General features: G+C 37.6%; 25 protein-coding genes, 4 pseudogenes and 1 riboswitch. Of the genes and pseudogenes, 23 read left to right on the top strand and 6 right to left on the bottom strand.

The genetic code is table 11. From position 1 onward, the window contains the following. Positions 1-19 precede the first annotated feature (19 nt). The 3 genes and pseudogenes from AN964_RS17585 to AN964_RS25735 form a co-directional block, all read left to right on the top strand. Positions 20-1,264: a M28 family metallopeptidase gene (locus AN964_RS17585; RefSeq protein ID WP_055740935.1), complete on the top strand. Its 1,245-nt coding sequence runs from the start codon at positions 20-22 to the stop codon at positions 1,262-1,264. Between the two features lie 57 nt (positions 1,265-1,321). Further along, on the top strand, positions 1,322-1,462 hold the full coding sequence (locus AN964_RS26480) for a hypothetical protein (RefSeq protein ID WP_161809275.1): 141 nt from the start codon (positions 1,322-1,324) through the stop codon (positions 1,460-1,462). A gap of 22 nt (positions 1,463-1,484) precedes the next feature. Further along, positions 1,485-1,562 (top strand): annotated as a pseudogene (locus tag AN964_RS25735) (DNA-binding response regulator); the annotation flags it as partial. A gap of 128 nt (positions 1,563-1,690) precedes the next feature. Here AN964_RS25735 and AN964_RS17580 read toward each other — a convergent pair. Further along, positions 1,691-2,164: a divergent PAP2 family protein gene (locus tag AN964_RS17580; RefSeq protein WP_055740934.1), complete on the bottom strand. Its 474-nt coding sequence runs from the start codon at positions 2,162-2,164 to the stop codon at positions 1,691-1,693. 223 nt (positions 2,165-2,387) lie between these two features. Between AN964_RS17580 and AN964_RS27150 the strand changes: the two are divergent. Both AN964_RS27150 and ltrA read left to right on the top strand, forming a co-directional pair. Continuing rightward, positions 2,388-2,564: pseudogene (locus AN964_RS27150) on the top strand (glycosyltransferase); the annotation flags it as partial. 741 nt (positions 2,565-3,305) lie between these two features. Beyond that, positions 3,306-4,565, top strand: a complete 1,260-nt coding sequence (gene ltrA / locus AN964_RS17575; RefSeq protein WP_055737770.1) for a group II intron reverse transcriptase/maturase — start codon at positions 3,306-3,308, stop codon at positions 4,563-4,565. A 74-nt stretch (positions 4,566-4,639) separates the two neighbouring features. Here ltrA and AN964_RS27535 read toward each other — a convergent pair whose 3' ends face one another. After that, positions 4,640-4,921: a multicopper oxidase domain-containing protein gene (locus AN964_RS27535; protein WP_083489396.1), complete on the bottom strand. Its 282-nt coding sequence runs from the start codon at positions 4,919-4,921 to the stop codon at positions 4,640-4,642. A gap of 313 nt (positions 4,922-5,234) precedes the next feature. Between AN964_RS27535 and AN964_RS17570 the strand changes: the two genes are divergently transcribed. Then, positions 5,235-5,810 carry a YdhK family protein gene (locus AN964_RS17570; protein WP_055740933.1) on the top strand — a complete coding sequence of 192 codons (576 nt, stop codon included), beginning with the start codon at positions 5,235-5,237 and terminating at the stop codon, positions 5,808-5,810. Between the two features lie 78 nt (positions 5,811-5,888). On the opposite strand, the gene AN964_RS17565 is transcribed toward AN964_RS17570, so the two are convergent. From AN964_RS17565 to AN964_RS17555, 3 genes are all read right to left on the bottom strand, one after another. After that, positions 5,889-6,572 carry a response regulator transcription factor gene (locus AN964_RS17565; protein WP_055740932.1) on the bottom strand — a complete coding sequence of 228 codons (684 nt, stop codon included), beginning with the start codon at positions 6,570-6,572 and terminating at the stop codon, positions 5,889-5,891. Further along, positions 6,550-7,941, bottom strand: coding sequence for a sensor histidine kinase (locus tag AN964_RS17560; protein WP_205603496.1), 1,392 nt, complete (start codon positions 7,939-7,941; stop codon positions 6,550-6,552). Before AN964_RS17560 ends, AN964_RS17565 begins: the two co-directional genes overlap by 23 nt. A gap of 427 nt (positions 7,942-8,368) precedes the next feature. Further along, positions 8,369-9,352 (bottom strand): FTR1 family iron permease, encoded by a 984-nt coding sequence (locus tag AN964_RS17555; RefSeq protein WP_055740930.1) that lies wholly within the window; start codon positions 9,350-9,352, stop codon positions 8,369-8,371. Between the two features lie 256 nt (positions 9,353-9,608). On the opposite strand from AN964_RS17555, the gene AN964_RS17550 reads away from it, so the two are divergent. The 17 genes and pseudogenes from AN964_RS17550 (at position 9,609) to AN964_RS17475 (ending at position 24,815) form a co-directional block, all read left to right on the top strand. Next, a complete protein-coding gene (locus tag AN964_RS17550; protein ID WP_055740929.1) occupies positions 9,609-9,935 on the top strand; it encodes a metal-sensitive transcriptional regulator in 327 nt (108 codons plus the stop codon). Between the two features lie 16 nt (positions 9,936-9,951). Next, positions 9,952-10,176 carry a copper chaperone CopZ gene (gene copZ, locus AN964_RS17545; protein WP_055740928.1) on the top strand — a complete coding sequence of 75 codons (225 nt, stop codon included), beginning with the start codon at positions 9,952-9,954 and terminating at the stop codon, positions 10,174-10,176. Between the two features lie 171 nt (positions 10,177-10,347). Continuing rightward, positions 10,348-10,461: pseudogene (locus AN964_RS25720) on the top strand (ArsB/NhaD family transporter); the annotation flags it as partial. A 25-nt stretch (positions 10,462-10,486) separates the two neighbouring features. Further along, positions 10,487-10,594, top strand: a pseudogene (locus AN964_RS25715) (arsenate reductase/protein-tyrosine-phosphatase family protein); the annotation flags it as partial. Between the two features lie 269 nt (positions 10,595-10,863). Beyond that, positions 10,864-11,337 carry a CBO0543 family protein gene (locus AN964_RS17535; RefSeq protein ID WP_055740926.1) on the top strand — a complete coding sequence of 158 codons (474 nt, stop codon included), beginning with the start codon at positions 10,864-10,866 and terminating at the stop codon, positions 11,335-11,337. A 106-nt stretch (positions 11,338-11,443) separates the two neighbouring features. Then, a riboswitch (Fluoride riboswitch) is annotated at positions 11,444-11,503 on the top strand. A 58-nt stretch (positions 11,504-11,561) separates the two neighbouring features. Next, on the top strand, positions 11,562-11,960 hold the full coding sequence (gene crcB, locus AN964_RS17530; RefSeq protein ID WP_055740925.1) for a fluoride efflux transporter CrcB: 399 nt from the start codon (positions 11,562-11,564) through the stop codon (positions 11,958-11,960). Then, entirely contained in the window at positions 11,957-12,316 is a 360-nt protein-coding gene (gene crcB, locus AN964_RS17525; RefSeq protein WP_055740924.1) for a fluoride efflux transporter CrcB, read from the top strand. Before crcB (AN964_RS17530) ends, crcB (AN964_RS17525) begins: the two co-directional genes overlap by 4 nt. Before the next feature lie 564 nt (positions 12,317-12,880). Next, positions 12,881-13,339 (top strand): hypothetical protein, encoded by a 459-nt coding sequence (locus AN964_RS17520; RefSeq protein WP_055740923.1) that lies wholly within the window; start codon positions 12,881-12,883, stop codon positions 13,337-13,339. Positions 13,340-13,614: 275 nt separating this feature from the next. Continuing rightward, positions 13,615-14,217: a cell wall hydrolase gene (locus tag AN964_RS17515; protein WP_055740922.1), complete on the top strand. Its 603-nt coding sequence runs from the start codon at positions 13,615-13,617 to the stop codon at positions 14,215-14,217. A 257-nt stretch (positions 14,218-14,474) separates the two neighbouring features. Continuing rightward, positions 14,475-15,365 (top strand): nitrilase-related carbon-nitrogen hydrolase, encoded by an 891-nt coding sequence (locus AN964_RS17510; RefSeq protein ID WP_055740921.1) that lies wholly within the window; start codon positions 14,475-14,477, stop codon positions 15,363-15,365. 119 nt (positions 15,366-15,484) lie between these two features. After that, complete coding sequence (locus AN964_RS17505) at positions 15,485-16,819, top strand: NAD(P)-dependent oxidoreductase (RefSeq protein ID WP_055741283.1); 1,335 nt, start codon at positions 15,485-15,487, stop codon at positions 16,817-16,819. Positions 16,820-17,068: 249 nt separating this feature from the next. Continuing rightward, positions 17,069-18,346, top strand: a complete 1,278-nt coding sequence (gene preA, locus AN964_RS17500; protein WP_055740920.1) for an NAD-dependent dihydropyrimidine dehydrogenase subunit PreA — start codon at positions 17,069-17,071, stop codon at positions 18,344-18,346. A 20-nt stretch (positions 18,347-18,366) separates the two neighbouring features. After that, positions 18,367-19,785: a dihydropyrimidinase gene (gene hydA / locus AN964_RS17495; RefSeq protein WP_055740919.1), complete on the top strand. Its 1,419-nt coding sequence runs from the start codon at positions 18,367-18,369 to the stop codon at positions 19,783-19,785. 225 nt (positions 19,786-20,010) lie between these two features. Next, positions 20,011-21,474 carry an NCS1 family nucleobase:cation symporter-1 gene (locus AN964_RS17490; RefSeq protein WP_055740918.1) on the top strand — a complete coding sequence of 488 codons (1,464 nt, stop codon included), beginning with the start codon at positions 20,011-20,013 and terminating at the stop codon, positions 21,472-21,474. Positions 21,475-21,573: 99 nt separating this feature from the next. Next, on the top strand, positions 21,574-21,783 hold the full coding sequence (locus AN964_RS17485) for a hypothetical protein (protein ID WP_055740917.1): 210 nt from the start codon (positions 21,574-21,576) through the stop codon (positions 21,781-21,783). Positions 21,784-21,921: 138 nt separating this feature from the next. After that, positions 21,922-23,385 (top strand): CoA-acylating methylmalonate-semialdehyde dehydrogenase, encoded by a 1,464-nt coding sequence (locus tag AN964_RS17480; protein WP_055740916.1) that lies wholly within the window; start codon positions 21,922-21,924, stop codon positions 23,383-23,385. Positions 23,386-23,462: 77 nt separating this feature from the next. Continuing rightward, complete coding sequence (locus tag AN964_RS17475; protein ID WP_055740915.1) at positions 23,463-24,815, top strand: aspartate aminotransferase family protein; 1,353 nt, start codon at positions 23,463-23,465, stop codon at positions 24,813-24,815. Positions 24,816-24,850: 35 nt separating this feature from the next. On the opposite strand, the gene AN964_RS17470 is transcribed toward AN964_RS17475, so the two are convergent. Beyond that, positions 24,851-25,837 (bottom strand): acyltransferase family protein, encoded by a 987-nt coding sequence (locus AN964_RS17470; protein WP_055740914.1) that lies wholly within the window; start codon positions 25,835-25,837, stop codon positions 24,851-24,853. Between the last annotated feature and the right edge of the window lie 137 nt (positions 25,838-25,974).

The following is a 25,974-nucleotide window of genomic DNA, read 5'->3' as shown; positions in this document are numbered from 1 at the left end:
TTAGAGTGGAGGGGGAAGAATGAAAAGTCAATTATCCAAATTATCCAGCATACTTTCCAAAGATATTGCTTTTTTGACCGCAAGGGAAACAGAGGGCAGAGTTTCGGGATCCGTAGGGGCAAAAGTAGCAGCAAATTACCTGGTTAATCGTTTAGCGGAACTTGGTGCAAAACCAGCTGGAGAGGATGAATATTATACTTATCTCGATGTTTTTGCTGCCAGATTAAAAGGTGAAGTGACTCTTAACATAGGTGGTAAGAAGCTCATTCATCGGAAAGATTTTGGGGAAATATCTAAATACTCTAATCCGAGCGGAAATCACCTAAGGGGAAAATTATTGGTGGTCCGCGATGGGGATGATATGGATCCTGATGAGTTAAAAGGGAAAGTGGTTCTCATACCAGAGATTCCGAAGGATTTTGATTTGCCCGCTACGGTTAAGGCAGCTGAAGAAGTCGGAATTCAAGCGCTTTTAATAAATGGAGGAGAACGGCGCTGGTTTCATAAAACCCTGTTAGCCTCAAGGGAGAATTCCATCCCAGTCTTTCGAATTCACAATCAGAAGGTAAGTGTTCTTGTTGAAAGCGGCGACCATGAAGTGGAAATTCACCTACCTCTTATATCTGAGAGTTTAACGTGCCAAAACGTTTTAGGACTGTTCCCAGGCAAAAATCCATCTAAAACCCTGGTAATCTCAGCACATTATGATCATGTTGGGGATGACCCCAGCGGATTTCGATTCCCTGGAGCAATCGATAATGCATCGGGTGTGGCTATTGTTCTGGAGATTGCAAGAAAATTATCAGGTAGATTTTTCCCGTTTAATATATTAATCGCTTTTTTTACAGGAGAGGAATCAGGATTGATTGGGGCAAAACACTTTGTGAAAAATACAACGTTACCAATTAATGCGGTTATTAATATAGATAGTTTAGGATTTGAACCCTCCTTGGTCCAAATGAGAAATGGGCACGAGGATGCAGGAAATTGGTTAGCGGATTTATCTGCAAAAATCATCCAAAATCATGGTGTCGAGGTAGCATGGATTGCAGGAGGAGAAGACTCTGTTGCTTTCCAAAAGGAAGGAATTACTGCCATAGGATTAGGGCAAAAACCCACTGATCCTGCCCAAAGGGGAATCCATTCCCCAGATGATGATGCTGAAAATTTATATTACCAACCCATTGAGAAGGCATTGGAAATTACTGAAGACATAATCAATCAGTTCATCGAAGATCCAGAAAGATTTTATAAGTTAATTTAGTTTTTAAATCAAATTATTTTGATTTAAAATATAATTTCATTAAGGGAGATGGATGTAATGAATTTTATTCAAAAACAGGAAGGAAACGATCAAGCGAAAGGCTCAAGCTGTTGCGGTCCTGTAAGCAAAGAGGAAGAAAGTAAAGAAGAATCTTGTTGCGGTTCTTCAAGCGAAATAAGCACATCTTGTTGCTCTTAATTAAAAAAAGACATGGAGATATGAGATAGACCTTATTTTATTGGATGTAATGCTACCGGGAATAAGTGGTATTGAAGTATTAAGGAGACTAAGAAAAGAAAAAAGATAACCCCTGTTATTCTTATCTATAGTAAAGAAGGGGAGGGATCAGAGGCAGTATTATCCTTCCCATAAAATCCAACTCAGAAGAGCAAGTGGAGAAAATGACCTAATCCAATATGGATTAGGTCATTTCAATGGATAGAAATAATACGTTAACACTCCTACTAATATCCCTGTTACGGCTCCAAAAAACACTTCAATTGGTTTATGTCCTAACAGTTCTTTTAATTTCTCTCTGTACTCTGCTTTTTTTAAATTAGGATTTTTTAAAGTATCAATTAGTCTATTAAAATCAACTAATAATTTATTCAGAACTTCAGCATGAAAACCAGCATGTCTTCGAACCCCAGTAGCATCGTGCATGACGATTAGGGATACGACAAGAGCGATTGCAAATTCATTTGAATAAATACCAGAAGTTAATCCAATTGCAGTAGTCAAGGCGATAATGGTAGATGTATGAGAACTGGGCATTCCACCAGTACTGAACATTAATTTCCACTTTAATTCCCTTGTTGTTAATAAGTAAATGGGAATTTTTACGAATTGTGCAATTAGCATACCCAGAAGAGCGGCTAAGATGGGATAAGATAAGAACATTTTTCCTCCTAGTGTTTAAGAAAATATCGTATTCAAGGACTTATTCGTGATGGTTTTCCTTATGAAAAAAGATTCATAAACCTGATAAATCCTATATTTATAAAGTAGCAGTGAAGTACTAAGAATCCCTTATCGTTTCATTAAAGTTTGATTAAAAAGAGTTATTTCAAAATAATTGGTGCTAATATTATGAAGCGAATTTCAGAATTAAACCGATAATTGGAAGTATAGGGGAATTAATTTATTTCTTCGGAATGTTATTCCGCTTATAAAATTTCCATCCACTAAAGTTTATTATGATCGCAAAGAGAGGATTACTAGAATATCGAAATATCCTTTGAAAAAAATGCTTCTCTTTGCTTTTGATGGAATCACATCTTTTAGCGTTGACCCGATGAGAACTCTCATTTAAATGATTATTTTTTATAAAAGTGTGGTCTGAAGGCATAAATTTATTTTTATAACCAATTTCAGTGCCCAAAGAAGTGAATTATGGTATCTCAGAGGCACACGCAATTTTTTTGGATTACATTCAGTAATAATGAAAAACAAGGGAGACGCTACTCCCTTGTTTTTCATTGTGCGCCCGGCATGGGTGTAGTCTCTAGGGTGAAAGTCCCGAACTGTGAAGGCAGAAGTAGCAGTTAGCTTAACGCAAGGGTGTCCGTGGTGACGCGGAATCTGAAGGAAGCGAGCGGCAAACTTCCGGTCTGAGGAACACGAACTTCATACAAGGCTAGGTATCATTGGATGAGTTTGCAATACAAAACAAAGTCCTTTCTGCCGAAGGTGATACAAAGTAAATGAAGCAGATAGATGGAAGGAAAGATTGCACTCTTACCCGGGGAGGTCTGGTTGATACGCCAAGTACACTTGGTAACCTATCTAGTAATGGATAGCTGAACAATCAGAAGTCAGCCGAAGTCGTAGTACTTGGTTTGCTCGAGAGAATCAAGGAAGGACTGAACCATTTTAGGAGAACAAACACTCGGCAAACGGTTCTTTATGTATGAAAGCAGAAAATTCTTACGGAACCTACCTGAAAGGAAGAAATGGTGAATTCCATGGGGGACTTCGGGAGGGCTTAGTAAAGAACCCACTTAATGAGAATGTATTGTTCACGTAGAAAGGATAAATCTCAATGTTAATGGAACGAATGCTGTCACGGGAAAATCTTTTACTGGCATTAAAGCGAGTAGAAAAGAACAAAGGAAGTCATGGAGTAGACAATATGTCCGTAAAAGACCTACGAAGACATATTCTCGAAACGTGGGATACACTTAAAACATCCTTAATGGAGGGTACTTATCAACCTTCTCCTGTCCGTCGGGTTGAAATCCCAAAACCGAACGGTGGAGTAAGGTTATTAGGTATCCCAACCGTGACAGACCGTTTCATCCAACAGGCGATTACTCAGATTTTAACCCCTATCTTCGACCCGACTTTTTCAACACAGAGCTATGGTTTTCGACCAAACAAACGAGGTCATGACGGTGTTAGACAAGCGAAGAAATATATCGAAGAGGGATACCGATGGGTAGTCGACATGGACTTGGAGAAATTCTTTGATAAAGTCAATCATGATAGATTAATGCGGACTCTATCCAAAAGGATTCAAGACAGAACGCTCCTATCACTAATTCGGAAGTATCTACAGTCTGGCATTATGATTAATGGAGTCATAACGAAATCCGAGGAGGGTACGCCCCAAGGTGGACCATTAAGTCCTTTACTCTCCAATATCGTTCTAGATGAACTAGACAAAGAGTTAGAAAAGAGAGGGCACAAGTTTGTCCGATACGCAGATGATTGTAATATCTACGTAAAATCGAGAAGAGCCGGAGAGCGAGTAATGGACTCGATTACTACTTTCATTGAATTTACTCTAAAACTAAAGGTGAATCGAGAAAAGTCAGCTGTAGACAGACCTTGGAAAAGAAAGTTTTTAGGTTTTAGCTTCACATTTCATAAGAAACCGAAGGTGCGGATGTCAAACCAAAGTATTCAACGTGTCAAGAAACGGATACGAGAATTAACTTCAAGGTCAAAACCAATTCCAATGGATTATAGAATAGAGAAGCTGAATCAATATTTGATTGGCTGGTGCGGATATTATGCATTAGCAGATACACCCACTATTTTCAAAGAATTAGACGAATGGATTAGAAGGCGTCTCAGAATGTGCCAATGGAAAGAATGGAAGAAACCAAAAACCAAAGTAAGAAAACTCATTGGATTAGGGATTCCAAAAGAGAAGGCATACGAATGGGGAAACTCTAGAAAGAAATATTGGAGAATAGCCAGAAGCCCAATCCTACAGAAAACCCTCACAAACTCCTATTGGGAGATGCGAGGGCTGAAGAGTCTTTATGTGAGATATTCTCAACTACGTCAGACATAAATGGAACCGCCGTATACGGAACCGTACGTACGGTGGTGTGAGAGGTCGGGGGTTAGTCACCTCCTCCTACTCGATTATCGAGCTATGTTTCCTGCATTTGGGTCCACTTTAAATGAAGGCTTAAACCAATCGTATTTCACTTCCATCATCATCCCTGCTGACACATGATGTGGCAATGAAGCATCTAGTTTACCGGGATTGTTTGTTTTAAATGCAACGATGTATTCATCGTCTGGTTTTAGATTAATAATATCCTTTATTACTGGTGAAACGGATAGAGGTACACCATTTTTGCTTAGTATCTGAAAGGTGTAACCGTGAGAGTGCGTTGTGTGGTCAGATGCTTTGGATACTATTCTTAATTTTAACTATCACCATGTCTCCCTTTTTCAGCAGGATTGGGATCTGTTTTAGGGAAAGACTTAGCGTTATTCGTAAATGCCATTCCGTTTTTATTCATACGATCCCCAAGGTTCATTGTGTACTCGATATTATATTTTTGAGTTAAAGGACGTAAAACAACCGATCTTGTATGTGTTGATTTGTTTAATTCAAAAGGAAAAAGGAAAATATGGAATTATTAAATGCACATTTTCTGCAAATTTGTCTGTTATTTTAATAATTCGATAGGAGATTTATTAAATCAAAGGTATTTAAGGAGGAATAATTATGCAAAAAAAAATCGTAATAGGAATTGCTTCGTTCATGCTTATCTTTGCGTTAGCAGCCTGTGGAAAAAGCAATGGCTCCGCAGACCATAAAAATATGGACATGGATTCTAAGTCAGTAAGCAGTATGAACATGGATCATATGGTGCACTCAAGTTCTGGTGAAGTTCCAAAAGTTTTAAAAGTGGCTAAAAACCCAACATATAAAGTAGGAGATAAAGTGATTCTTAAAACAGATCATATGAAGGGAATGATGGATGCTGAAGCAACCATCTCAGGGGCTTTCGATACAACCGCTTGTGTTGTGAACTACACGCCGACAACAGGTGGACCGGAAGTAAAAAATCATAAATGGGTCATCCAGGAAGAAATAAAGGATGCAGGAGATCAAACATTAAAACCTGGTACAAAAGTTACATTGGAGGCAGATCACATGAAAGGAATGCAAGGGGCGAAAGGTGAAATTGTCACTTCAGAAAAAACAACCGTTTACATGGTTGATTATACACCGACAACAGGTGGACCAGTCGTAAAGAATCATAAATGGGTAACCGAGGACGAAGTAACTGCCAAATAAAATAGAGAAAAAGCTAATCCTATAATATGGAATTAGCTTTTTCTTTTTGAATTTCACTTTCTTACCTCTAAATTTTTGTTATTCGCCTTTAGGACTCCATTTATAACCGATGCCCCAAACCGTTTTTAAGTGTTGATTTATTGGAAATCCAACTTGCCGCAATTTATCTCTAATATTACGAATGTGGGAATCTATCGTTCGATCTTCTGTCTCAGCATCAAAGCCCCAAATGGTTGAAAGTAAATGATCCCTGGAAAAGACTTTATTAGGATACTGTAAAAACAGTGATAGAAGCGAGATTTCCTTAGGTGTCATCAATAGTTTTTGGCCTTTATAAAAGACTTCAAATGCATTCTTATCTACGGTTAATCCTTTAAAATGCAGAAGCTCTTCTGTATTATTTTTTGTCCTTCTCATGACCGCCTCGATTCTTGCCAGTAATTCTGCTTCATTAAATGGCTTAGAAACATAATCGTCAGCACCCATCTTTAAGCCTTTGACGATTTCCTCCTTAGCGTCGCGTGCAGTTAACATAATAACAGGAACATCGGATATTTCACGGATTTTTTGGCAGGTTGCCCAACCATCCATTTCAGGCATCATGATATCTAAAAGAACAACTTCTGCTTTTTCCTTTACCAAATAGGCTAATGCTTCCATTCCAGATTTCATCTTAATACAGTGATAACCATTTGGGGTTAGGTATAAGGACAAGAGATCGAGCATTCTCTGTTCATCATCAACCAGTAATACAGTTTTCATTTGAATTCTCCTTTAACAAAATGGTAAAGCAAGTTCCTTTTCCAACTTCACTTTCAACGGTTATTTGTCCTCCTTGAGCTTCCACTAGCTCTTTCACAATGGCAAGTCCAATACCAAAACCTCCAGTAACCCTCGACCGAGATTTTTCTACTCTGTACAATCGGTCAAAGATATAAGGAAGATCTTTTTTGGGAATTCCAATTCCTTCGTCACAAATAGATAAATGGACTATATTATTTTTTAGAAATGCGTTAATATGAGTAGTCGCAGGTTCACTCGAGTATTTTAAAGCATTATCCAATATATTTATCAATACTTGATCAAAACGTGTAGGGTCAATTTCGACAAAAATGGTTTCATCACTTTTTAACGATAACTGAATTCCTTTGTTTTGATAGGCAGGTAAAATTTTTTCATAAATAGATTGCAAAAAGGAGGAGAGATGAACCTTTTCCTTTATAATCGTAAATGTGTTTTGATCAAGCTTCGCCAAATCAAATAATTCTTCTAAAAGATTGTTTATTCTCTCTGCTTCCTCATGAATAATCTCAAGATAATGAATTCGTTCTGCTTCGTCTAATCCCTTTCTTTTTGCAAGGTCGGCATAACCTTTGACATACGTAAGGGGGGTACGGAGTTCATGAGAAATACTAGCTAGAAATTCGTTCCGTTCTTTCTTTAAATAATTTAAGTCATCCGCCAAAGTTTGAATCGATCTTGAAAGTTCACCTAACTCATCTTTTGATGGCTCTGGCAATGTAACGGAAAAATCCCCTTTACTAATTTTCTTTGTGGCTTCTTTCATGGATAACAGTGGTTTTGTCAATGCTCTTGATAAAAAGAAGACCGTAAAAAGCATAAAAAATAAGATTAAAACGGAAGCAAATATAAAATGTTGGTTTAGTTGAGAAATTAATTTCTGAACGTCATCTGTATTTTTAAACATATAAACATACCCTTGATTTTCGTTTCCTATATTAAATGCAGTGACAGTAGAAATATATTGTTCATTTTGCCAATCAGGCTGAATAATTTTTCCGTTCCGAGAAAGGTGTCCTATTGGTTGATGTAAGATATTACGGATACCTTTGTTTATTTTGCTTGAGGAAAGAATAATTTTTCCCTTTGTATTTGTAATGACTACTTCTGTATCTGTATGGGATTCCATCAGCCCGATATGATGGAGAGTGCCAGTATCATAGGAAATTTCCAAAACATCACGATGGCTATTTCCTCGCGCTTGAAGTGACTGTAATTCTTGGCTTACTCGTGAATGAATGACATGGTCGTGCAAATATAACATTGAAATAAATTCTATTAAAACTATGCAAACAAAAAACCATATTCCTAATTTTAATGAAATTTTCATGATATCACCCTTGTATCAAATACCTCTATTTTAAACTTTAAATATCGAGAAAGTATGCAGATTTATTTTCATATTTTATCTTGAAATTTAAAAAAGTAAAAAAATCACTACTATTTATTATCAAAGGAACTTTTTGTAAAGAATGCTACTCATAAACAAAAAAGTGTCTGTAGTTCCATTAATGATATAAGTTATATTAGTGCATAGAATTTCTAGGTATAGGGGTATGGATTGGTTTAATTCTTTTAGGTGTAATTATGAAAAGGCGAAACCAGCATTCGCTCTTATTGTGTATCAGATGCTAAACGTTTGATGAAATCTATCCATCTAAATAGATCTAAAAGTGAAATTGGGTAAATTTTGTAGTAAAGCCCGATAATAAATGTAATGGGATAAAAAAAGAAAGCAACCAGGTTGCTTTTCACTTTTAAACATGTTGTTCTGTTGTTGATCTTAATTTCGCTAACTTTTTCTCTGCTTTTCGCTTTGTTAGATAACGTTGAAGGAAATAGGATCCTAGAACATAAATAACAGCAACAGCTTGTAAGGATAATCCTTCTACATTCGGGAAGACGCAGAACCAAACTCCCATCCAATCTGGGAACTCTACACCAATTGATGTCGTACTCATCCAACCAGCAAGTTGCATTTCCTGAACGGTTTCTCCGACCATTACGGCAAGAACCATCACTAAAAGGACACCGGTAAACACCAACATTTTCTTGTGTGGAAGTTTCTTTTGAAATAAAAATGTAAGGACACCCACAATCATTGTGAGGGATAAACCAATTAATGTCCCTTGAAGGATAATATCTGAACCCACTTTTAATCGAAGATTTTGAAGGAATAAAACAACTTCAAATCCTTCTCGATAAACGGAAGTTAATCCAACAATAAATAAAGACCAAAAAGCGCTTTTCGTTACAACATTGTCCTTACCAATGTATTGTTGTTTCTTACGGTTATGGAGACTAATCCATCCAGTCCAGTATATTTTATGGAAGAACCAATTAAGAATGACTAATAAAACTACCACTGCTAAAATTCCTGTAAATGCTTGAATATCTAATTGAGGTGCATTAACTGAGGAAAGGATAGCAACTACTATAAACCATGTGATAAGAGTAGCTACAAAAGAAACACCAGCTCCTAGTGAAATTGGCTTCCAATAGTTATCCTGTTTCTTGCGAATTAACCCTGAAATAATGGCAGCTAATACTAAAATTGCTTCTAATCCCTCTCGAAAAACTAAAATGGCAGTATTAATAACTGCTGCACCTGGTGTAATATGACTGGCTGTAGGATCGGGATTCCCTTTAAAATAAACTCCTTGCCAGACCAAAACACCTATTAAAACAACGATGGAAAGAGCGATTAGAATCGTTTTCATATTAAACACTCTTTTAAGCATGTTGGATTCCTCCTATGTATGTTCGTGATAATGATAATCGTTATCAATTATTAACTTAATAATAGGGTCTTGTATGGTTATCGTCAATACTAAAAATGCGTTAAAAGTATGGTAAATAAATCAAAATGAGAAATAATAAAAAAGTAAATGCCTATTTTTTATTTTATCGCTTGACATAGGGTAGGGGGGTATTGTATGATGATGACATACCACATACGATAGGGGGGTATAGTAAATAAAGAAAGGAGTTTTATGTATGGAACAAATAACTGAAGTTATTGATGGCAGGCTCGAACATTGCGACAGAAAAAGCCATCATTCTGATACCGTAAAAAAGAATTTAACCACTCGGTTAAACCGAATCGAAGGACAAATTAGAGGCATTAAAGGGTTAATTGAAAGAGACACTTATTGTGATGATGTCATTACCCAAATTGCCGCAACCCAATCGGCACTAAATAGTGTAGCAAAAATCCTTCTGGAAGGTCATTTAAAAGGTTGTGTAGTCGATCGACTTCAAGAAGGGGATATAGATGTTTTAGATGAGTTGTTATTAACAGTCCAAAAATTAATGAAAAAATAAAAAGGAGTGTTTTAAAATGAAAAAACTAACTTTAGAGGTATTGGGAATGTCATGTGGGCATTGTGTTAATTCAATCGAAGGAAGCGTTGGAGCTTTAAATGGAGTAGAGAAGGTAAAAGTACATTTATCAGAAGGACTAGTGGATATCGAATTCAATCCTGAGGCAGTAACTCTTGAACAAATTAAAGAAACCATTGATGATCAAGGGTATGAAGTAAAAGGAGAACGTGCTCATGTCTGATGAGCGCTTTCTTTTTCAAGTAAATATACCCCTGTTAGGTATGTAAAGGAGTGCTTTGTAATGAGTGAAAATAAAAAAGAAATCCATCTTCAAATTGCTGGTATGACTTGTGCTGCATGTGCCAATCGAATCGAAAAGGGTTTATTATCCGATAATACCAGAATCAAAATTCTTTATTTTTTATCTCAAACATGGGGAACGTATTTTAAAACGGGTATTATTTTAACCATCCCTGTCTTATTGATTACCCTTTTAGACTTGTACCTATGGTTACGACTTGTTTAAACAAAGTGGAATAAGGTGAATAATTATGTCTAAAACAATCTACTTTTTATGTACTGGCAACTCCGGCAGAAGCCAAATGGCAGAAGGATGGGCGAAGAAATACTTAGGGGAAGAATGGACTGTTAACTCTTCAATTTCCACATAAGCATAAATGTATACAATCATCTCAACTTTATTTTTAGGATGGAAGTTTAAAGAATAGATTGTCAGGTAAATGAAAATAATGAAATTGAAAATAATAAGAGTAGATAGGAGAACCTTTCATTTTACAAAAAAGTTCACATACAAACTTTTAAAGGGTAGCAATCGGTGTAAATGTGAATGTTAGCATAAGAACAGAAATACACAGAATAAGACTTCAAAATACATAATGAAAAGCAATTAGAAGTGAGGGCTAAATACATGGAAAAAAAGCTTCTTTATGGACTTTTAACCGTTTGTGCTGCTTCAATACCATTCTTATTTAAAGGACCAAAAATGAGAGAAAATCTCGTTATATTCTTCTCCAAAGGAGTATTAGCCACTCTAGTCGATGCCTATGTGGTTGGAACTAAAAGAGTAAAGTATCCAGTTCGTCCATTTAGTAAAATATTTAAGACAAATATTATTTATGATATGTTGTTTTTCCCGCTTTTAAGCGTATTATGGGTTAAACAATCGTATAATGATAAATTAGGCGGAATTATTTTAAAAAGTTTTACATGGAGTATTCCTATGAGTCTTTCCCAATGGTTCCTAGAAAAACGTACCGGTTTATTTAAGTGGTATAAATGGTCCCCTATCCATACCTTTTTAAGTGTCAGTTTTACTTTATTTACAATTAGGGCACTTGTATCATTAATAAAGAAGTTAGATAAAGTAAAGGTAAAAATATGAAAGAATACGAATTAATTGCTTTATACTTTCGGCAATTTTCATTTGAGGAAATAACTGCAAAAAAGGAATTGTATCATATATTATATTTTGCTAATATGAGTTTAGAAACTCAATAGGCGATGGGGTTCGCCAAAAACGCTGAAAAGCTAATGACTCCTACCAGTATAGACACTGGTAGGAGTCTGTTTATTTTTGAGGAAGCTAAAATTATGAGGTGAGTAAATTTGGTTTATTTGTTAGTAGGAATTGCAGGAATTTTTGGCGCATCCTTACGTTATCTAATGGGATTACCGTTTAAAGATACATTGGTATATGGGTTCCCAATTGCTACATTTCTGACAAATATGATTGGATGTTTTGTATTAGGATGGTTTACGACTTTTCTACCAAAAATTAAATTCCTTTCTCCTTCATTCATTACTGCGTTGGGAACGGGATTAGTTGGATCCTTTACAACATTTTCTACATTTAGTGTAGAAACGGTAAGACTAATGATGGAATCCAAATGGAGTATAGCGGTTATTTATATCCTTTTAAGTTTGTGGGGCGGCCTATTATTCTCATTGTTAGGGTACCGTGCAGGAATGCTATATAAAAGGGATGGAGGAATGGAAGAATCATGATGAATATTGCATTGGTAGCGATAGGCGGCTTTTTTGGTGCCATCACTCGTTTCAGTATAAGTAATTGGATGAAAAGTAAAACTTCCTTTGCTTTTCCCATTGCTACCTTAACCGTTAATTTAATCGGCTCCTTTTTATTAGGCATTATTATTGGATCCAATTTGGAGAGGACATGGAGTTTACTGCTGGGAACAGGCTTTATGGGGGCATTTACGACTTTTTCAACATTTAAATTAGAAAGTATAACATTGCTGTCGAAGAAAAGGTGGATAACTTCTTTTTTATACTTAGGGGGAAGTTATACCTTTGGGATTCTATTGGCATTTGTTGGAATAAAAATCGGCATTCGTATTTAAAAACTTATGAAAATAATGGTGGTTGAATCCTATTTGTCTTTATACCTGAAGGAAGCAAGTCAAAATGTTGGGGCAATTAGAGGGGGATTAAGAGACCCCCACTAGTTGCAATTTCACTTTATAAAATGTGAAGAAGAAATTCCAGTGACACAGTCATTGATTATGTTAAAGGATTCATTCTTAATAAGTAATGGAGTGTATAGCTTGTACTTTTTATTACAAACGAAGCTTTAACAATCAAAGAAATCAATGCTGATACTATGCGAATAAGTATATTCACCTTCGATCCCCTCCACATTGAATTTAGTGTTATAAAAATAACACTAAAGATATTTTTTTACAGATAACGATATTTATTCACTTATCATCTATTAATTGCTTACGATCCTCCATTTGCGGCGGTTCCTCAAACCAACCATTTTAATCATGAGTTTAACTCCTTTGTCCATATAAGACTTCAGCATAAAAACTTTCTGAATCTCCATGCTAAAAACGCTTATTGAACTTGTTTAAAGTAACCTTTTACTTTCCTTTGCGTCTATTTTTAAAAAGGGGGATAAAAAAATGAGCAAAAGGTTATTTGTATTTTTTCTGTTTCTTACTCTAACGGCGTGTTCGAAAAATGGAATGGTAGGAGAGGAACCGCCAAAAGCGATGATTCAAGTTGGAAAAGAAACGTATGAAACAAAGCTTGGCTCCTATTGCTGGTCTTCCAATAATCAGGGGAAATGTGTAGATACTGCTGGACCAGTTGAATTATTAAAAGGAAAAAATCCGATTGCAATAAAACCCGGTAAAGCGGTAACCTTTAAAGTGAATTATAGTCCAAAACCAGATGAATTCGATGTAATACAATTTATAAATAATAAGGATACAATAATTCCGTTTGATAACGGGCGGTTTACAGCACCAACTCAAAAAGGCATCTATTATTATTCTGTCATAGCAAGGTGGTTGGATAAGAAGGACAAAAATATATCAAAAGGTGATGCATCATATGTATTTGCTCTGGAGGTAAAATAAAATATCTTAAAAATAAGACAACTATTTAACAAAGAACTAACAATGACACTAATTTGAAATAGTCTGTAAAAATGAATCCGTTTTTTTCCTCATTGGGTTTATTTTCGGTAATTTCCATTTGGAGGATAATATTACCTAAAAGGTGAGGAGGAGTTTTACAGCAAGGGATTGGAAGGAATAATAGTAGATACCAGGTTTTGGATAATGAATAACTATGTTACAACTGATAGCCTAGTAGATAAGGACGAGTACGAAACTACTAGGAGGTTATGTTTATGAAGAAACTTAAAAAACTAGCAGTTGCGGCAGGTTTAATCGTTTCAATGTCTGCCTTTACATTAACTAATCAATCAAATGCAGCAACCATGACCCATAAGGTTCAACAAGGTGAAACATTTTGGAAAATTTCAAATAAATTAGGAGTTCCTGTATCTAGTTTAATGCAAGCAAATCATGCGACAAATTCAAAACTTTATGCAGGTCAAACTATAGTAATCCCTAATTCTACTGTTTCAGCAGCGGATAAAGAGCTTATGGCACGACTTGTACATGCTGAAGCTGGCGGAGAACCATACGCAGGGAAAGTAGCGGTTGCGACCGTTATTTTAAACAGATTAAAGAGCCCTAATTTCCCGAATACAATTAAAGGTGTTATATACCAAGTAGAATCCGGACATTATGCATTTACACCTGTTCAAGATGGAAGGATTAAACTTCCGGCTGATGCCGATTCAAGAAGAGCGGTTAATGAAGCAATCGCTTTTAGTGGAAAAGGCAAAGGTTCGTTATATTTCTATAATCCAAAAACAGCGAAAAGTAAATGGATTTTTTCACGTCATGTGACAGTAACCATTGGACACCATCGCTTTGCAAAATAAATGTAAGAGCACCGATCTTTTTGATTGGCGCTCTTTATTTAATTTAAATTAATTTACCAATACCTTTTCTACTCTGATCTTCATCGCTTTTCAATGAATCCGCAGTATTTTCCACACTTCCCTTCCTATTTTCATTTCCTTTCAAAATAATTCAACTGAATTCTCTAAATAAAAAAGATAGGGATTTGTACATATTTCGGAAAAACGAAGCGTAAAATCTATTGTTCATTTTCAATAAATATAGGGGGTTTTAAGTGATGGCAGATAATGTAAGAGTTGGATTAATTCAAGCTTCCAATGATGTAGATGGAAATGAGCCAGTAGAGTTTCATAAAGAAAAGGCGATCGAAAAGCATCTTAAATTAGTAAGAGAGGCTGCAGCAAAGGGTGCACAAATTATTTGTCTTCAGGAAATATTTTACGGACCTTATTTTTGCTCGGAGCAAAATATAAAATGGTATGATGCTGCAGAAGAGATTCCAAACGGTCCCACAACAAAGCTATTTCAGGAAGTCGCAAAAGAGCTTGGAGTAGTCATTGTTCTTCCTATTTATGAAAGAGAAGGAATAGCAACTTACTACAATACAGCTGCGGTAATTGATGCTGACGGTTCTTATTTAGGGAAATACCGTAAACAGCACATACCGCATGTTGGGGTTGGAAATGACGGTTATGGATTTTGGGAGAAGTTTTACTTTAAACCTGGTAATCTTGGATATCCTGTGTTCGATACGGCATTTGCAAAGATTGGTGTTTATATATGTTATGACCGCCATTTTCCGGAGGGGGCTAGACTTTTAGGGCTAAATGGTGCTGAAATTGTCTTTAATCCATCTGCAACGGTTGCCGGATTATCTGAATACTTATGGAAGCTGGAACAGCCGGCACATGCTGTGGCAAATGGTTACTATTTAGCGGCAATTAACCGTGTCGGATATGAAGCACCATGGAATATGGGGGAGTTTTACGGTCAGTCGTATTTAGTAGATCCTAAAGGGAATTTTGTCGTCATGGCCAGCCGTGATAAAGATGAAGTGATTATTGGGGAAGTAAATAAAAGAATGATTCGAGAGGTTCGCGATACATGGCAGTTTTATCGTGATCGTCGCCCTGAAACATACGGTGATATGACCGCATTACTTCCTTAATTGCTTCGAAAATTGACAGTGAGTCAGAAATACTGACTCTATGAGTCCTGATATTTTTCATGTAGAGGGAAAAGGAGGTTTTCTTTTTGGAAAATGGAAAAAATCAGCGCATCTCTCTTATGAACTTAGAAGATAATTTTCAAGAAGTCAGTCCCGGCCTTACCAACCAAGAAGCGATTGAAGAATCAAACCGATGTTTATACTGTTATGATGCCCCATGCATTAAAGCATGTCCCACTGGAATTGACATCCCAGCATTTATCAAAAAAATAGCCTCAGGAAATTTATTAGGATCTGCAAAAACCATTATGATATCCAACCCTATTGGTGCCAGCTGTGCACGTGTATGTCCAACGGAAGAACTTTGCGAAGGTGCATGTGTTCTAAATCTCTCGACGAAACCGATTATGATCGGAAACTTGCAAAGGTATGCTACTGACTGGGCAATAAAAAATGAACAGTCTCTCTTTAAGCCAGGTACATCGAATGGAAAGAAGGTAGCTATCATAGGCGGCGGTCCTGCTGGATTATCTGCCGCAAGGGAATTAGCGAGATTAGGATATGAAGTCACTATTTATGAAGCCTCTGAAAAATGCGGAGGATTGAATACGTATGGAATTGTTTCTTTTAGACTTCCACAGTCTATTTCCTTTTGGGAAGTAGAGCAAATTGAAAAATTAAATGTAAAAATTATTACCAATACAAAGGTTGGGAGAGATATATCCGCTTATGAGCTGCTGGATAACTTTGACTGTATTATTTTAGCAGCAGGTATGTCCAAGGTTCCGGATTTGAAAATTGAAGGTGAGGATTTGTTAGGTGTCTACGATGCCATCGAATTAGTTAAGGCAACAAAGAGCGGCAGCTTATCAAGAAATTTTATTGGGAAAAAGGTTGCAGTTATTGGTGCCGGAAATACAGCGATAGACGGTGCGACATGCTCTGTTCGCTTAGGAGCAGAAAATGTAAAAATCTTATATCGAAGAACGCAGGAAGAAATGACCGCTTATGATTTTGAATATGAATTTGCCAAAATGGATGGGGTGGAGTTCCGCTTTCTTACTGCACCTAAAAGAATTATAGGAGATGAGAATGGCAGAGTTACAGGAATCGAATGCTACAAAATGGAGTTAGGAGTACCTGACCCAGATGGGCGTCGAAGTGCCAAGCCTATAGAGGGATCAGAATTCATTATTCCGGTTGATGCAGTAATAAAAGCAATCGGACAAACGCGGCATCTTGAATTAATAGAAGCCTTTGGACTTAAACATGCAGATGGAGTTGTTCAAGTAAATCAGGAAACCTATCAGACTTCCAATCCGAAAGTATTCTCATGCGGCGATATTATTTTCGGAAAAGGAAAGGGAGAAGCAATGGTCGTCACAGCCGCAAAGCAAGGGAAAGAAACGGCTTATGCCGTTCATAAGCAGTTAACGTTAGTAGAATCGGTTTAATTTGTGGTGAAAGCGTTTTCTGATTATAAAAAGGGTATAAGTTATTTTTCTAAAAACAAGTAAAGATACTGTCTAGCTACAGCGCCTATCGGCTAGCGGATTTCTCCGTCTCCTCCCTACGATAAGTCAACATCAGCTCGTGAACTACCTCGCTGTGTTTCCTTTATCTCAGTCGAAGACTACGAAATCCGTACGCCGATGAGCAAGGCGCTTTCGCTTTTCTAATAAATTTGAAAAGGGGAGGAAAGGATGGCTGATTTAAGTATAAATCTAGCAGGTATCAAGTCTCCTAATCCGTTCTGGCTGGCATCGGCCCCGCCAACTAATTCAGGGTACCAGGTGCAAAGAGCTTTTGAGGCAGGATGGGGAGGCGCGGTCTGGAAAACCTTAGGGGAACCGATCTTAAATGTTTCTTCTCGATTTGCAGCTGTAAGCTTTAACGGCCAGCGGGTGGCAGGATTTAATAATATAGAACTCATTACGGACAGACCATTAGATATTAATTTAAAAGAAATATATGAAACAAAAAAGCGATTTCCTAACCATGCCATTATTGCTTCCTTAATGGTGGAACCTAAACAGGAAAAATGGCATGAAATTGTAAAAAGGGTAGAGGATGTGGGAGTGGATGGTCTGGAGTTGAATTTTGGCTGTCCGCATGGGATGGCAGAACGTGGAATGGGATCTGCTTCAGGTCAAGTGCCCGCATTAGTAGAAAAGCAAACCTATTGGGTAAAGGAAGTGGCTAAAACACCGGTTATTGTAAAACTAACACCTAATATTACGGATATTACTGCCACAGCTGAAGCAGCGGCAAATGGCGGTGCAGATGCAATCAGTATGATAAATACGATCAATAGTTTAGCAGGGGTGGATCTTGAAACATGGAATACGATTCCTCATGTTGGCGGTAAAGGTGCACATGGAGGATACTGCGGGCCGGCTGTAAAGCCAATCGCTTTAAATATGGTAGCAGAGTGTGCAAGAAATAATCGAATCAATGTTCCTATATCTGGAATCGGAGGAATATCTAATTGGCAGGATGCAGTAGAGTACATGTTAATGGGTGCTACAGGTGTGCAGGTTTGTACAGCAGCCATGCACCATGGCTTTCGAATAATTGAGGATATGGTAGAAGGATTAAATCACTATTTAGATGGCAGAGGGATTAAGTCTGTTTCCGATATTATTGGGAAATCAGTGGAGAGATATTCTGATTGGGGAGAACTGGATCTTAATTATAATATTGTCGCAAAAATAAACACGGATATATGTATTAACTGCAATAAATGCCATATTGCTTGTGAAGATACTTCACATCAATGCATCGATATGCTGACAGATGAAAACGGTAAAAATTACTTAAAAGTTCGGGAAGAGGATTGTGTGGGATGTAATTTATGCTCCATTGTCTGTCCGGTGGATGGTGCCATTGACATGGTGGAGGTGCCAAGTGAGCTTCCGTCAATGACCTGGAACCAACGACAGTCTGCATTGGCATTGGGAGCTCTAAAATCGATGCCGTAAAAAAACGGAGGGGAAATCAGATGAGAAAACTTATAAAAAATGGAACGATTGTAACGGCAGCTGATACATTTCAGGCGGAAATACTAGTGGAAGATGGCAAAATCAGTGCAATCGGTACTAACTTACCATCAGCAGGTGCAGAAGTAATTGATGCAAAAGGCTGCCTAGTATTTCCCGGAGGAGTAGACCCTCATACACATTTAGATATGCCATTTGGAGGGACGGTAACAAAAGATGATTTTGAGACGGGAACTATAGCTGCTGCGTTTGGCGGTACCACTACTGTCATTGATTTTTGTTTAACAGAGAAAGGCCATCCTTTAAAAAAGGCTATCCAAACATGGCATGCTAAATCGAATGAAAAAGCCGTTATTGATTATGGCTTCCACTTAATGGTCAGTGAAATTAATGATGATGTATTGAATGAGCTCCCACAAGTCATAAATGAAGAAGGAATCACCTCTTTTAAAGTATTTATGGCCTATAAAAATGTTTTTCAGGCTGATGATGATACATTATTTCGCACGCTTTTATCTGCTAAAGAATTAGGAGCTCTTGTAATGGTTCATGCGGAGAATGGTGATGTGATTGATTATTTAACGAAAAAGGCTTTGGAAGAAGGAAAAACAGAGCCGATTTATCACGCACTGACCAGGCCTCCAGAATTGGAAGGGGAAGCAACAGGGCGAGCAGCGAAATTAACCGGGCTTGCAGATTCACAGCTATATGTTGTCCATGTATCATGTGCAGATGCTGTAGAAAAAATCGCGGAAGCTCGCAGTAAAGGATTGAATGTATGGGGGGAAACATGTCCTCAATATTTAGTACTGGATATAAGTGATTTAGAAAAGCCGAATTTTGAAGGGGCAAAATATGTTTGGTCACCTCCGCTCAGGGAAAAATGGAATCAAGATGTTTTATGGAATGCCTTGAAGAGCGGGCAGCTGCAAACAATTGGATCGGATCAATGCTCCTTTGATTTTAAAGGACAAAAGGATTTAGGCAAGGATGATTTTTCGAAAATTCCTAACGGAGGTCCAATGATTGAAGACCGAGTCTCCATATTATTTTCAGAAGGAGTAAAGAAAGGACGAATAACCCTTAATCAGTTCGTTGATATTATCTCCACAAGGAGTGCAAAATTATTTGGCTTATTCCCGAAAAAAGGTACTATTGCAGTTGGATCGGATGCAGATATCGTTATTTTTGATCCAACCATCGAGAGAGTAATTTCGGCCGAAACACATCATATGGCCGTAGATTACAATGCTTTTGAAGGAATGAAGGTAACAGGAGAGCCTGTTTCCGTTTTATCTCGCGGGGAATTTGTCGTTCGCGATAAGCAATTTGTAGGGAAGCCAGGAAATGGTAAGTATTTAAAGCGAGAAAAATATAATACTTACACCAAATTGAATCAAAATGAAACGATGTCAATTTAGTTTCAAAAGATAATTGATCAAAACTGTTCATTTTCGGAAAAAGGAAGGCGAGTATATCCTGTCAACGTATAAGTAGGCAAAAGAGAATCTCCTAAAAAGCGAGGCTCCATAATTTTTGTGACAAGGTGTCTAAAAGTAATTTAGGAGATTCTTATAAAAATAACTTTAGCAAGTACTCACCATTTCTCGAACATAGCGACTTCAATGAGAAAGGGGTTATGTTGAATGAAAAAAAATGAAAGTGAAATAGGTGAAAGTTCACTGATTAACCATGATTTAGCACCAACTACTGAGGAACAGCGAACATGGAAAACGGCAAATTTTGTCTCCATGTGGATGGGAGCTCTTAACAATATTCCCACGTATATAACAATCGGTGGTTTGATTGTTTTAGGTTTTTCACCATTGCAAGTTATTGGGATCGTACTAGTGGCTTCTCTCATCCTTTATGCAGCATTAACTCTTAATGGTCACACAGGATCCAAATTCGGGATTCCCTTTCCAATTATAGCAAGAACATCCTATGGTATCAGAGGTGCCAATATCCCTGCCTTATTGCGGGGGTTTGTGGCGATAATGTGGTTAGGTATACAAGCATATGCGGGAAGTACAGCACTAAGAATGGCGATTGCTAGCCTATGGCCAGCTTGGAATAACTTAGGAGGGGACATAACAATTTTAGGAATTGACCTTCCAGGGCTTCTTTCCTTTTTGATTTTTTGGTCCTTGCATCTTCTTGTTCTAAAGTCTGGAATGGAATCGCTGAAAAAAGTCCAAAAATGGACTGGGCCCATTGTTGCTGTTGTAATAATTGGAATGTTTATCTGGGCTTTAAAGATTGCCGGAGGGATGGGTAACATTTTTTCACTAGATGGAAAATATGATACGTTTGGAAAAGCATTCTTTCCTTTTCTTGCAGCAGTAACAGGTGTAATCGGTTATTGGTCCACTTTGATTTTAAATGTGCCCGATTTTACCCGGTTTGCCAGATCACAGAAAGATCAGATAAAGGGTCAATTAATTGGTCTACCGGTTATCTTTACGATTTTTGCATTTGCTACAGTAACAATTGTAGGAGCTACTGCAGTGGCCTATCATACACCTATTGCTGACCCAATTGCGACAATGAAACACTTCAACAGCCCTTTTCTTATTGCTGTTTCAGCATTATTGCTTTCCTCTGCAACAGTAACTGTTAATGTTATCGCGAATATGGTATCACCATCTTATGATTTGGCAAATTTGTTTCCAAAGTATATTGATTTTAAACGCGGCTTTTATTTAACAGCTTTCCTTGCTCTATTCACATTTCCATGGGAGATTATGGAAAATTCTGAAACGATTTTCACCATGTTAAATTTGATTGGAGGATTCCTTGGTCCAGTTGCTGGTGTGATGATTGCTTATTACTTTATCATTAATAAGCGCGAGGTCAATATGAAGGACCTCTATAGCTACCAAGGACAGTACATGTATTTTAAAGGATATAACTATCGGGCGTTCCTTGCTACTGTGGTTGGAGCCATCATTGCTCTAATCGGACAGTTCGTACCTGCAATGAAGGGTGTTTATGAAGTATCCTGGTTTGTTGGAGTAATCCTTGCCTTTTTCATTTACATTGCATTGATGCGTATTCATCCCCCTGTTCCGGTTACAAAGCAAGAATTAATAGTAGAAGAACCTCTTTAACAAACAAAAATAAATCTTTCAATTTAAAAGGGAGATAGATTGGGTTCCAAGCAGTGTACCTTTGGAATAATTTTATAAGGAATTGCGAGGAGAAATGACATGTCAGATTATCAGCAATATATCAATGAAAAGGATAATATCGATGATTTTATTCAAAAGGGATTTCTAATTAGCCATGTAAGAGAGAATTTGGACGGAGCATATGTAGAATTTTCTCATCCGGTGGAAGGGAAAAAGGAAACCGTTTTAATAGGAACAGCGAATGCCAGAAAATATTTTTCTAGCATTCTGATTCGACAGAATGGTTAAGAGATGAAATGAATAGAGAAAGAATTGGAAAGTATATGGTTTTCTGTCATATAAATGATATCAAGTCTATTGTCCAGGAAGTTTGGAGAAAAGACTGAAGAGCGCATGAAAATATTTTGTTGATATGGAGGACCAAGGATGAGTGTGACAAGTGATACAAAGGTAATAAAAAATTTAATAAATGGAGAATGGGTTAGCTCAAATAGCAAGGTAACACTTGATATACCAAATCCAGCTACAAATGAAATATTAGCTAAGGTGCCAGTCTCAACGAAAGAGGATGTAGATCAAGCAGTTGCAGCTGCTAAAAGGGCATTAATAGAATGGAAAAAAGTTCCGGTACCAAAGCGGGCAAGAATTTTCTTTAAATATCATTCTTTGTTATCAGAAAACCACGCGGAATTAGCAAAATTGATTGTGTATGAAAATGGGAAGGCGTATAAAGAGGCATACGGAGAAGTCGGGCGCGGGATTGAATGTGTGGAGTTCGCAACGGGAGCACCGACTTTAATGATGGGGGAAACTCTTTCCGGTATTGCGGAAGATATTGATTCTGAAATGTTTCGTTACCCATTAGGTGTTGTGGGAGGAATTACTCCATTTAATTTTCCAATGATGGTACCGCTGTGGATGTTTCCGTTAGCGATTGTTTGCGGGAACACATTTGTATTAAAGCCTTCAGAACGGACCCCGCTGCTTGCAAATAAATTGGCTGAATTATTTACGGAAGCTGGTGCACCTCCGGGAGTACTAAATGTTGTCCATGGCGCCCATGATGTCGTGAATGGATTGCTTGAGCATAAAGACATTGCCGCCATTTCATTTGTCGGCTCACAGCCAGTTGCGAAATATGTCTATGAACGTGCCGCTGCACAGGGCAAGCGAGTGCAGGCTCTCTCAGGAGCTAAAAATCATCATATTGTAATGCCGGATGCAGATATTGAAAAAGCGGTTCAGCATGTGTTAAGTTCGACATTTGGAAGTGCCGGCCAGCGTTGTATGGCATGCAGTGCCGTTGTAGTAGTAGGAGAAAACGATAAATTCATAGATGCATTGAAACAAAAAGCGGATGATCTAAATATTGGGAATGGAATCGATGAAGAAGTATTATTAACACCTGTTATTCGAAAAGAACATCGCCAGAAAATTATCGGTTACATTGAAAAAGGTGTAGCAGAGGGTGCGGAACTAATTAGAGATGGGCGCAAGGAAATGGGGGAACACCCTGCTGGAAATTTTCTTGGACCAACCATTTTCGACCATGTCACACCTGAAATGACAATTGCAAAGGACGAGATTTTTGGACCAGTTTTAAGCTTACTTCGTGCGAAAGATTTAGACGAAGGATTAGAGTATATTAAACGATCACGTTTTGGAAATGGGGCAACCATCTATACCAACAATGCCAAAGCAATCCGTAAGTTTCGCGAGGAAGCGGATGCTGGAATGCTCGGCATTAACATTGGCGTCCCGGCAACAATGGCTTTTTTCCCATTTTCAGGATGGAAGGATTCTTTTTACGGAGATCTTCACGTAAATGGAAAGGACGGTATCAACTTTTACACAAGGAAAAAAATGATTACGTCGAGATTTGATGCATAATAAGCAATACCTTTGCAAGAGGTACGGCAGATTATTAATATATCCTTTCAAAAAAATGAAACAGGAGGAATGAGTAGATGGTGCAAACAAGTCATTCCCACGAGACTTTAATAGGGCAGGATGAAAGATATGTCTGGCACTCTATGAAACCATATAATCCAAAGGCGACGATTGTTGCAGAAAAAGCGGAGGGATCATGGGTTACGGATTCAGATGGAAACCGGTATTTAGATGCGATGGCAGGGTTATGGTGCGTAAATGTAGGTTATGGGAGAAAGGAGCTTGCCGAAGCAGCCTATGAGCAATTAAAGGAAATGGCATACTTTCCGCTTTCGCAAAGCCATATTCCTGCTATTAAGCTGGCAGAAAAACTGAATCAGATGTTAGGAGACGAATATGTAATCTTTTTCTCCAATAGTGGTTCTGAAGCAAATGAAACGGCATTTAAAATTGCTCGCCAATACCACCAGCAAAAAGGGGAATATAATCGTTATAAAATTGTTTCACGCTACCGTGCTTATCACGGAAATACAATGGGAGCTTTGGCAGCGACAGGGCAAGCACAACGAAAATTCAAATATGAACCGCTTGCTCCAGGGTTTATACATGTTTCTCCTCCAGACTCATACAGGGATAAAGAGAATGTTTCGAATCCAGCCGAACTTTCTTCTGTGAAGGAAGTCGACCGTGTCATGACATGGGAAAATAGTGAAACGATTGCTGCGATGATCATGGAACCGATTATTACAGGTGGCGGGGTACTTATTCCTCCTGATGGATATGTGAAAGCGGTAAAGGAGATTTGTGATAAGCATGGGGCGCTTTTAATCGTGGATGAGGTTATTTGCGGTTTTGGGCGAACAGGTAAACCATTTGGCTATATGCATGAAGATATTAAACCGGATATTATTACGATGGCAAAAGGAATCACGAGCGCCTATTTGCCGCTATCTGCGACCGCTGTTCGAAAAGAGATTTATGAATCCTTTAAAGGAACGGAAGAATATGACTATTTCCGCCATGTAAATACCTTCGGCGGAAATCCGGCGGCATGTGCTTTGGCGATAAAGAATTTAGAAATAATGGAAACCGAAAATCTATTTGACCGTTCCCATCATCTCGGTGAAACGTTAAAAAAGGAATTTGCCACCCATCTCAAAAATCACCCGTATGTAGGGGATGTTCGCGGAAGAGGTCTATTAGTTGGGATTGAACTGGTAAAGGATAAGAAAACAAAGGAACCGTTAGAAGTGGACTTGGTGAACCAGGTCATTGCTGCATGTAAACAAAATGGGCTATTGATTGGCAAAAATGGGACAACGGTTGCAGGCTATAATAATGTGCTTACCCTATCACCACCACTAAATATTGAGCGGAACGATTTAGATTTTATTGTAAAAACACTAACGGATAATTTAAATAAACTATAGCAATAAGAAAAAGGTAGGGGAAATCCCTTACCTTTTTAAATCTTCAGTTCTATCAATGGCCGAGTATATTTTTTGATAAAGTAGCTTCCAAGTAATAAACAAATTCCTAATGAGAAGAGCAATAATGTGATGTATTGATCCGAAACTGCATTTAATGTATCGTCAGAAACGAATGTTTCAATGGTTTTAATGATAAATCCGTGTAACAGGTATACGTACAAGGTGCGTTCTCCAATTACCGTCCACTTAAATCCGCCAGATGGAACAATGGATAAAAATCCGTAAATAACAATTGCTGTTAAGAAATACTGTGCAGCACGAATGAATCCATCTGTTATTTCCTTATTCCCCATTCCCGCATAGGAAGTATCTCCAAGCAGCCATGGTACTGCGTCTTTAGGGAAGAATGTTCCGAATAACAGCATTGTTCCAACAAGGACGACAAACCCGATAAGCGTAGAATATTTCACTTTTTTTACAAGTTCTAAATGCTTTCGCTCTAACAGGAATCCAAGGAGGAAGTAAGGGAAAAATACAAAGGTCCTGGAAAGAGAAAGAAAGCTGCCTACATGATCCCAGTATCCAATTCCAATTCCAATCACTACTGAAATTCCTAAACCTACCCATCTTAACTTGGCAAAAACATACAGCAACAGATTCCAACAGAACAGGCTTAATAAAAACCATAATGTCCAATGAGGATGGAGGAGGTCGATATTAAGGCTGGAATCATGGCCGTTCCAATAATAGAAAATAGAATAGATTACTTGAAAAATAACATATGGTACTAAAATCTTCTTAACCGATTTCCAGAGATGCCCTTTCTTATGAAAGCCCTTTGAAAAATATCCGGAAATAAGAATGAATGCCGGCATATGAAATAGAAAGATGACTGAATATAAGGTAAACAAAATATTATCATTACTTTTCAAAGGACTTATGACATGACCGAACACCACTAAAAATATTAAAATGAATTTTGCGTTGTCAAAGTACAGACTCCTACTGGAAGAGGAAGCCATACTTAACACCTCCTGAACTTCATTCTAAACGAAATCAACCCTATACTAGTATAGCTCTTTTAATACCCTTTTCATGATGTTATAAACTAGTTTGAATGTCCCGTTTCAATAAAAATGGGTAATGAAATAAAAGATGT

The organism is Heyndrickxia shackletonii (genome assembly GCF_001420715.1).
Lineage (GTDB): Bacteria > Bacillota > Bacilli > Bacillales > Bacillaceae_C > Margalitia > Margalitia shackletonii.
Note: the sequence above shows the minus strand (reverse complement) of the source record. Positions and strands in the feature narration are given on the sequence as shown.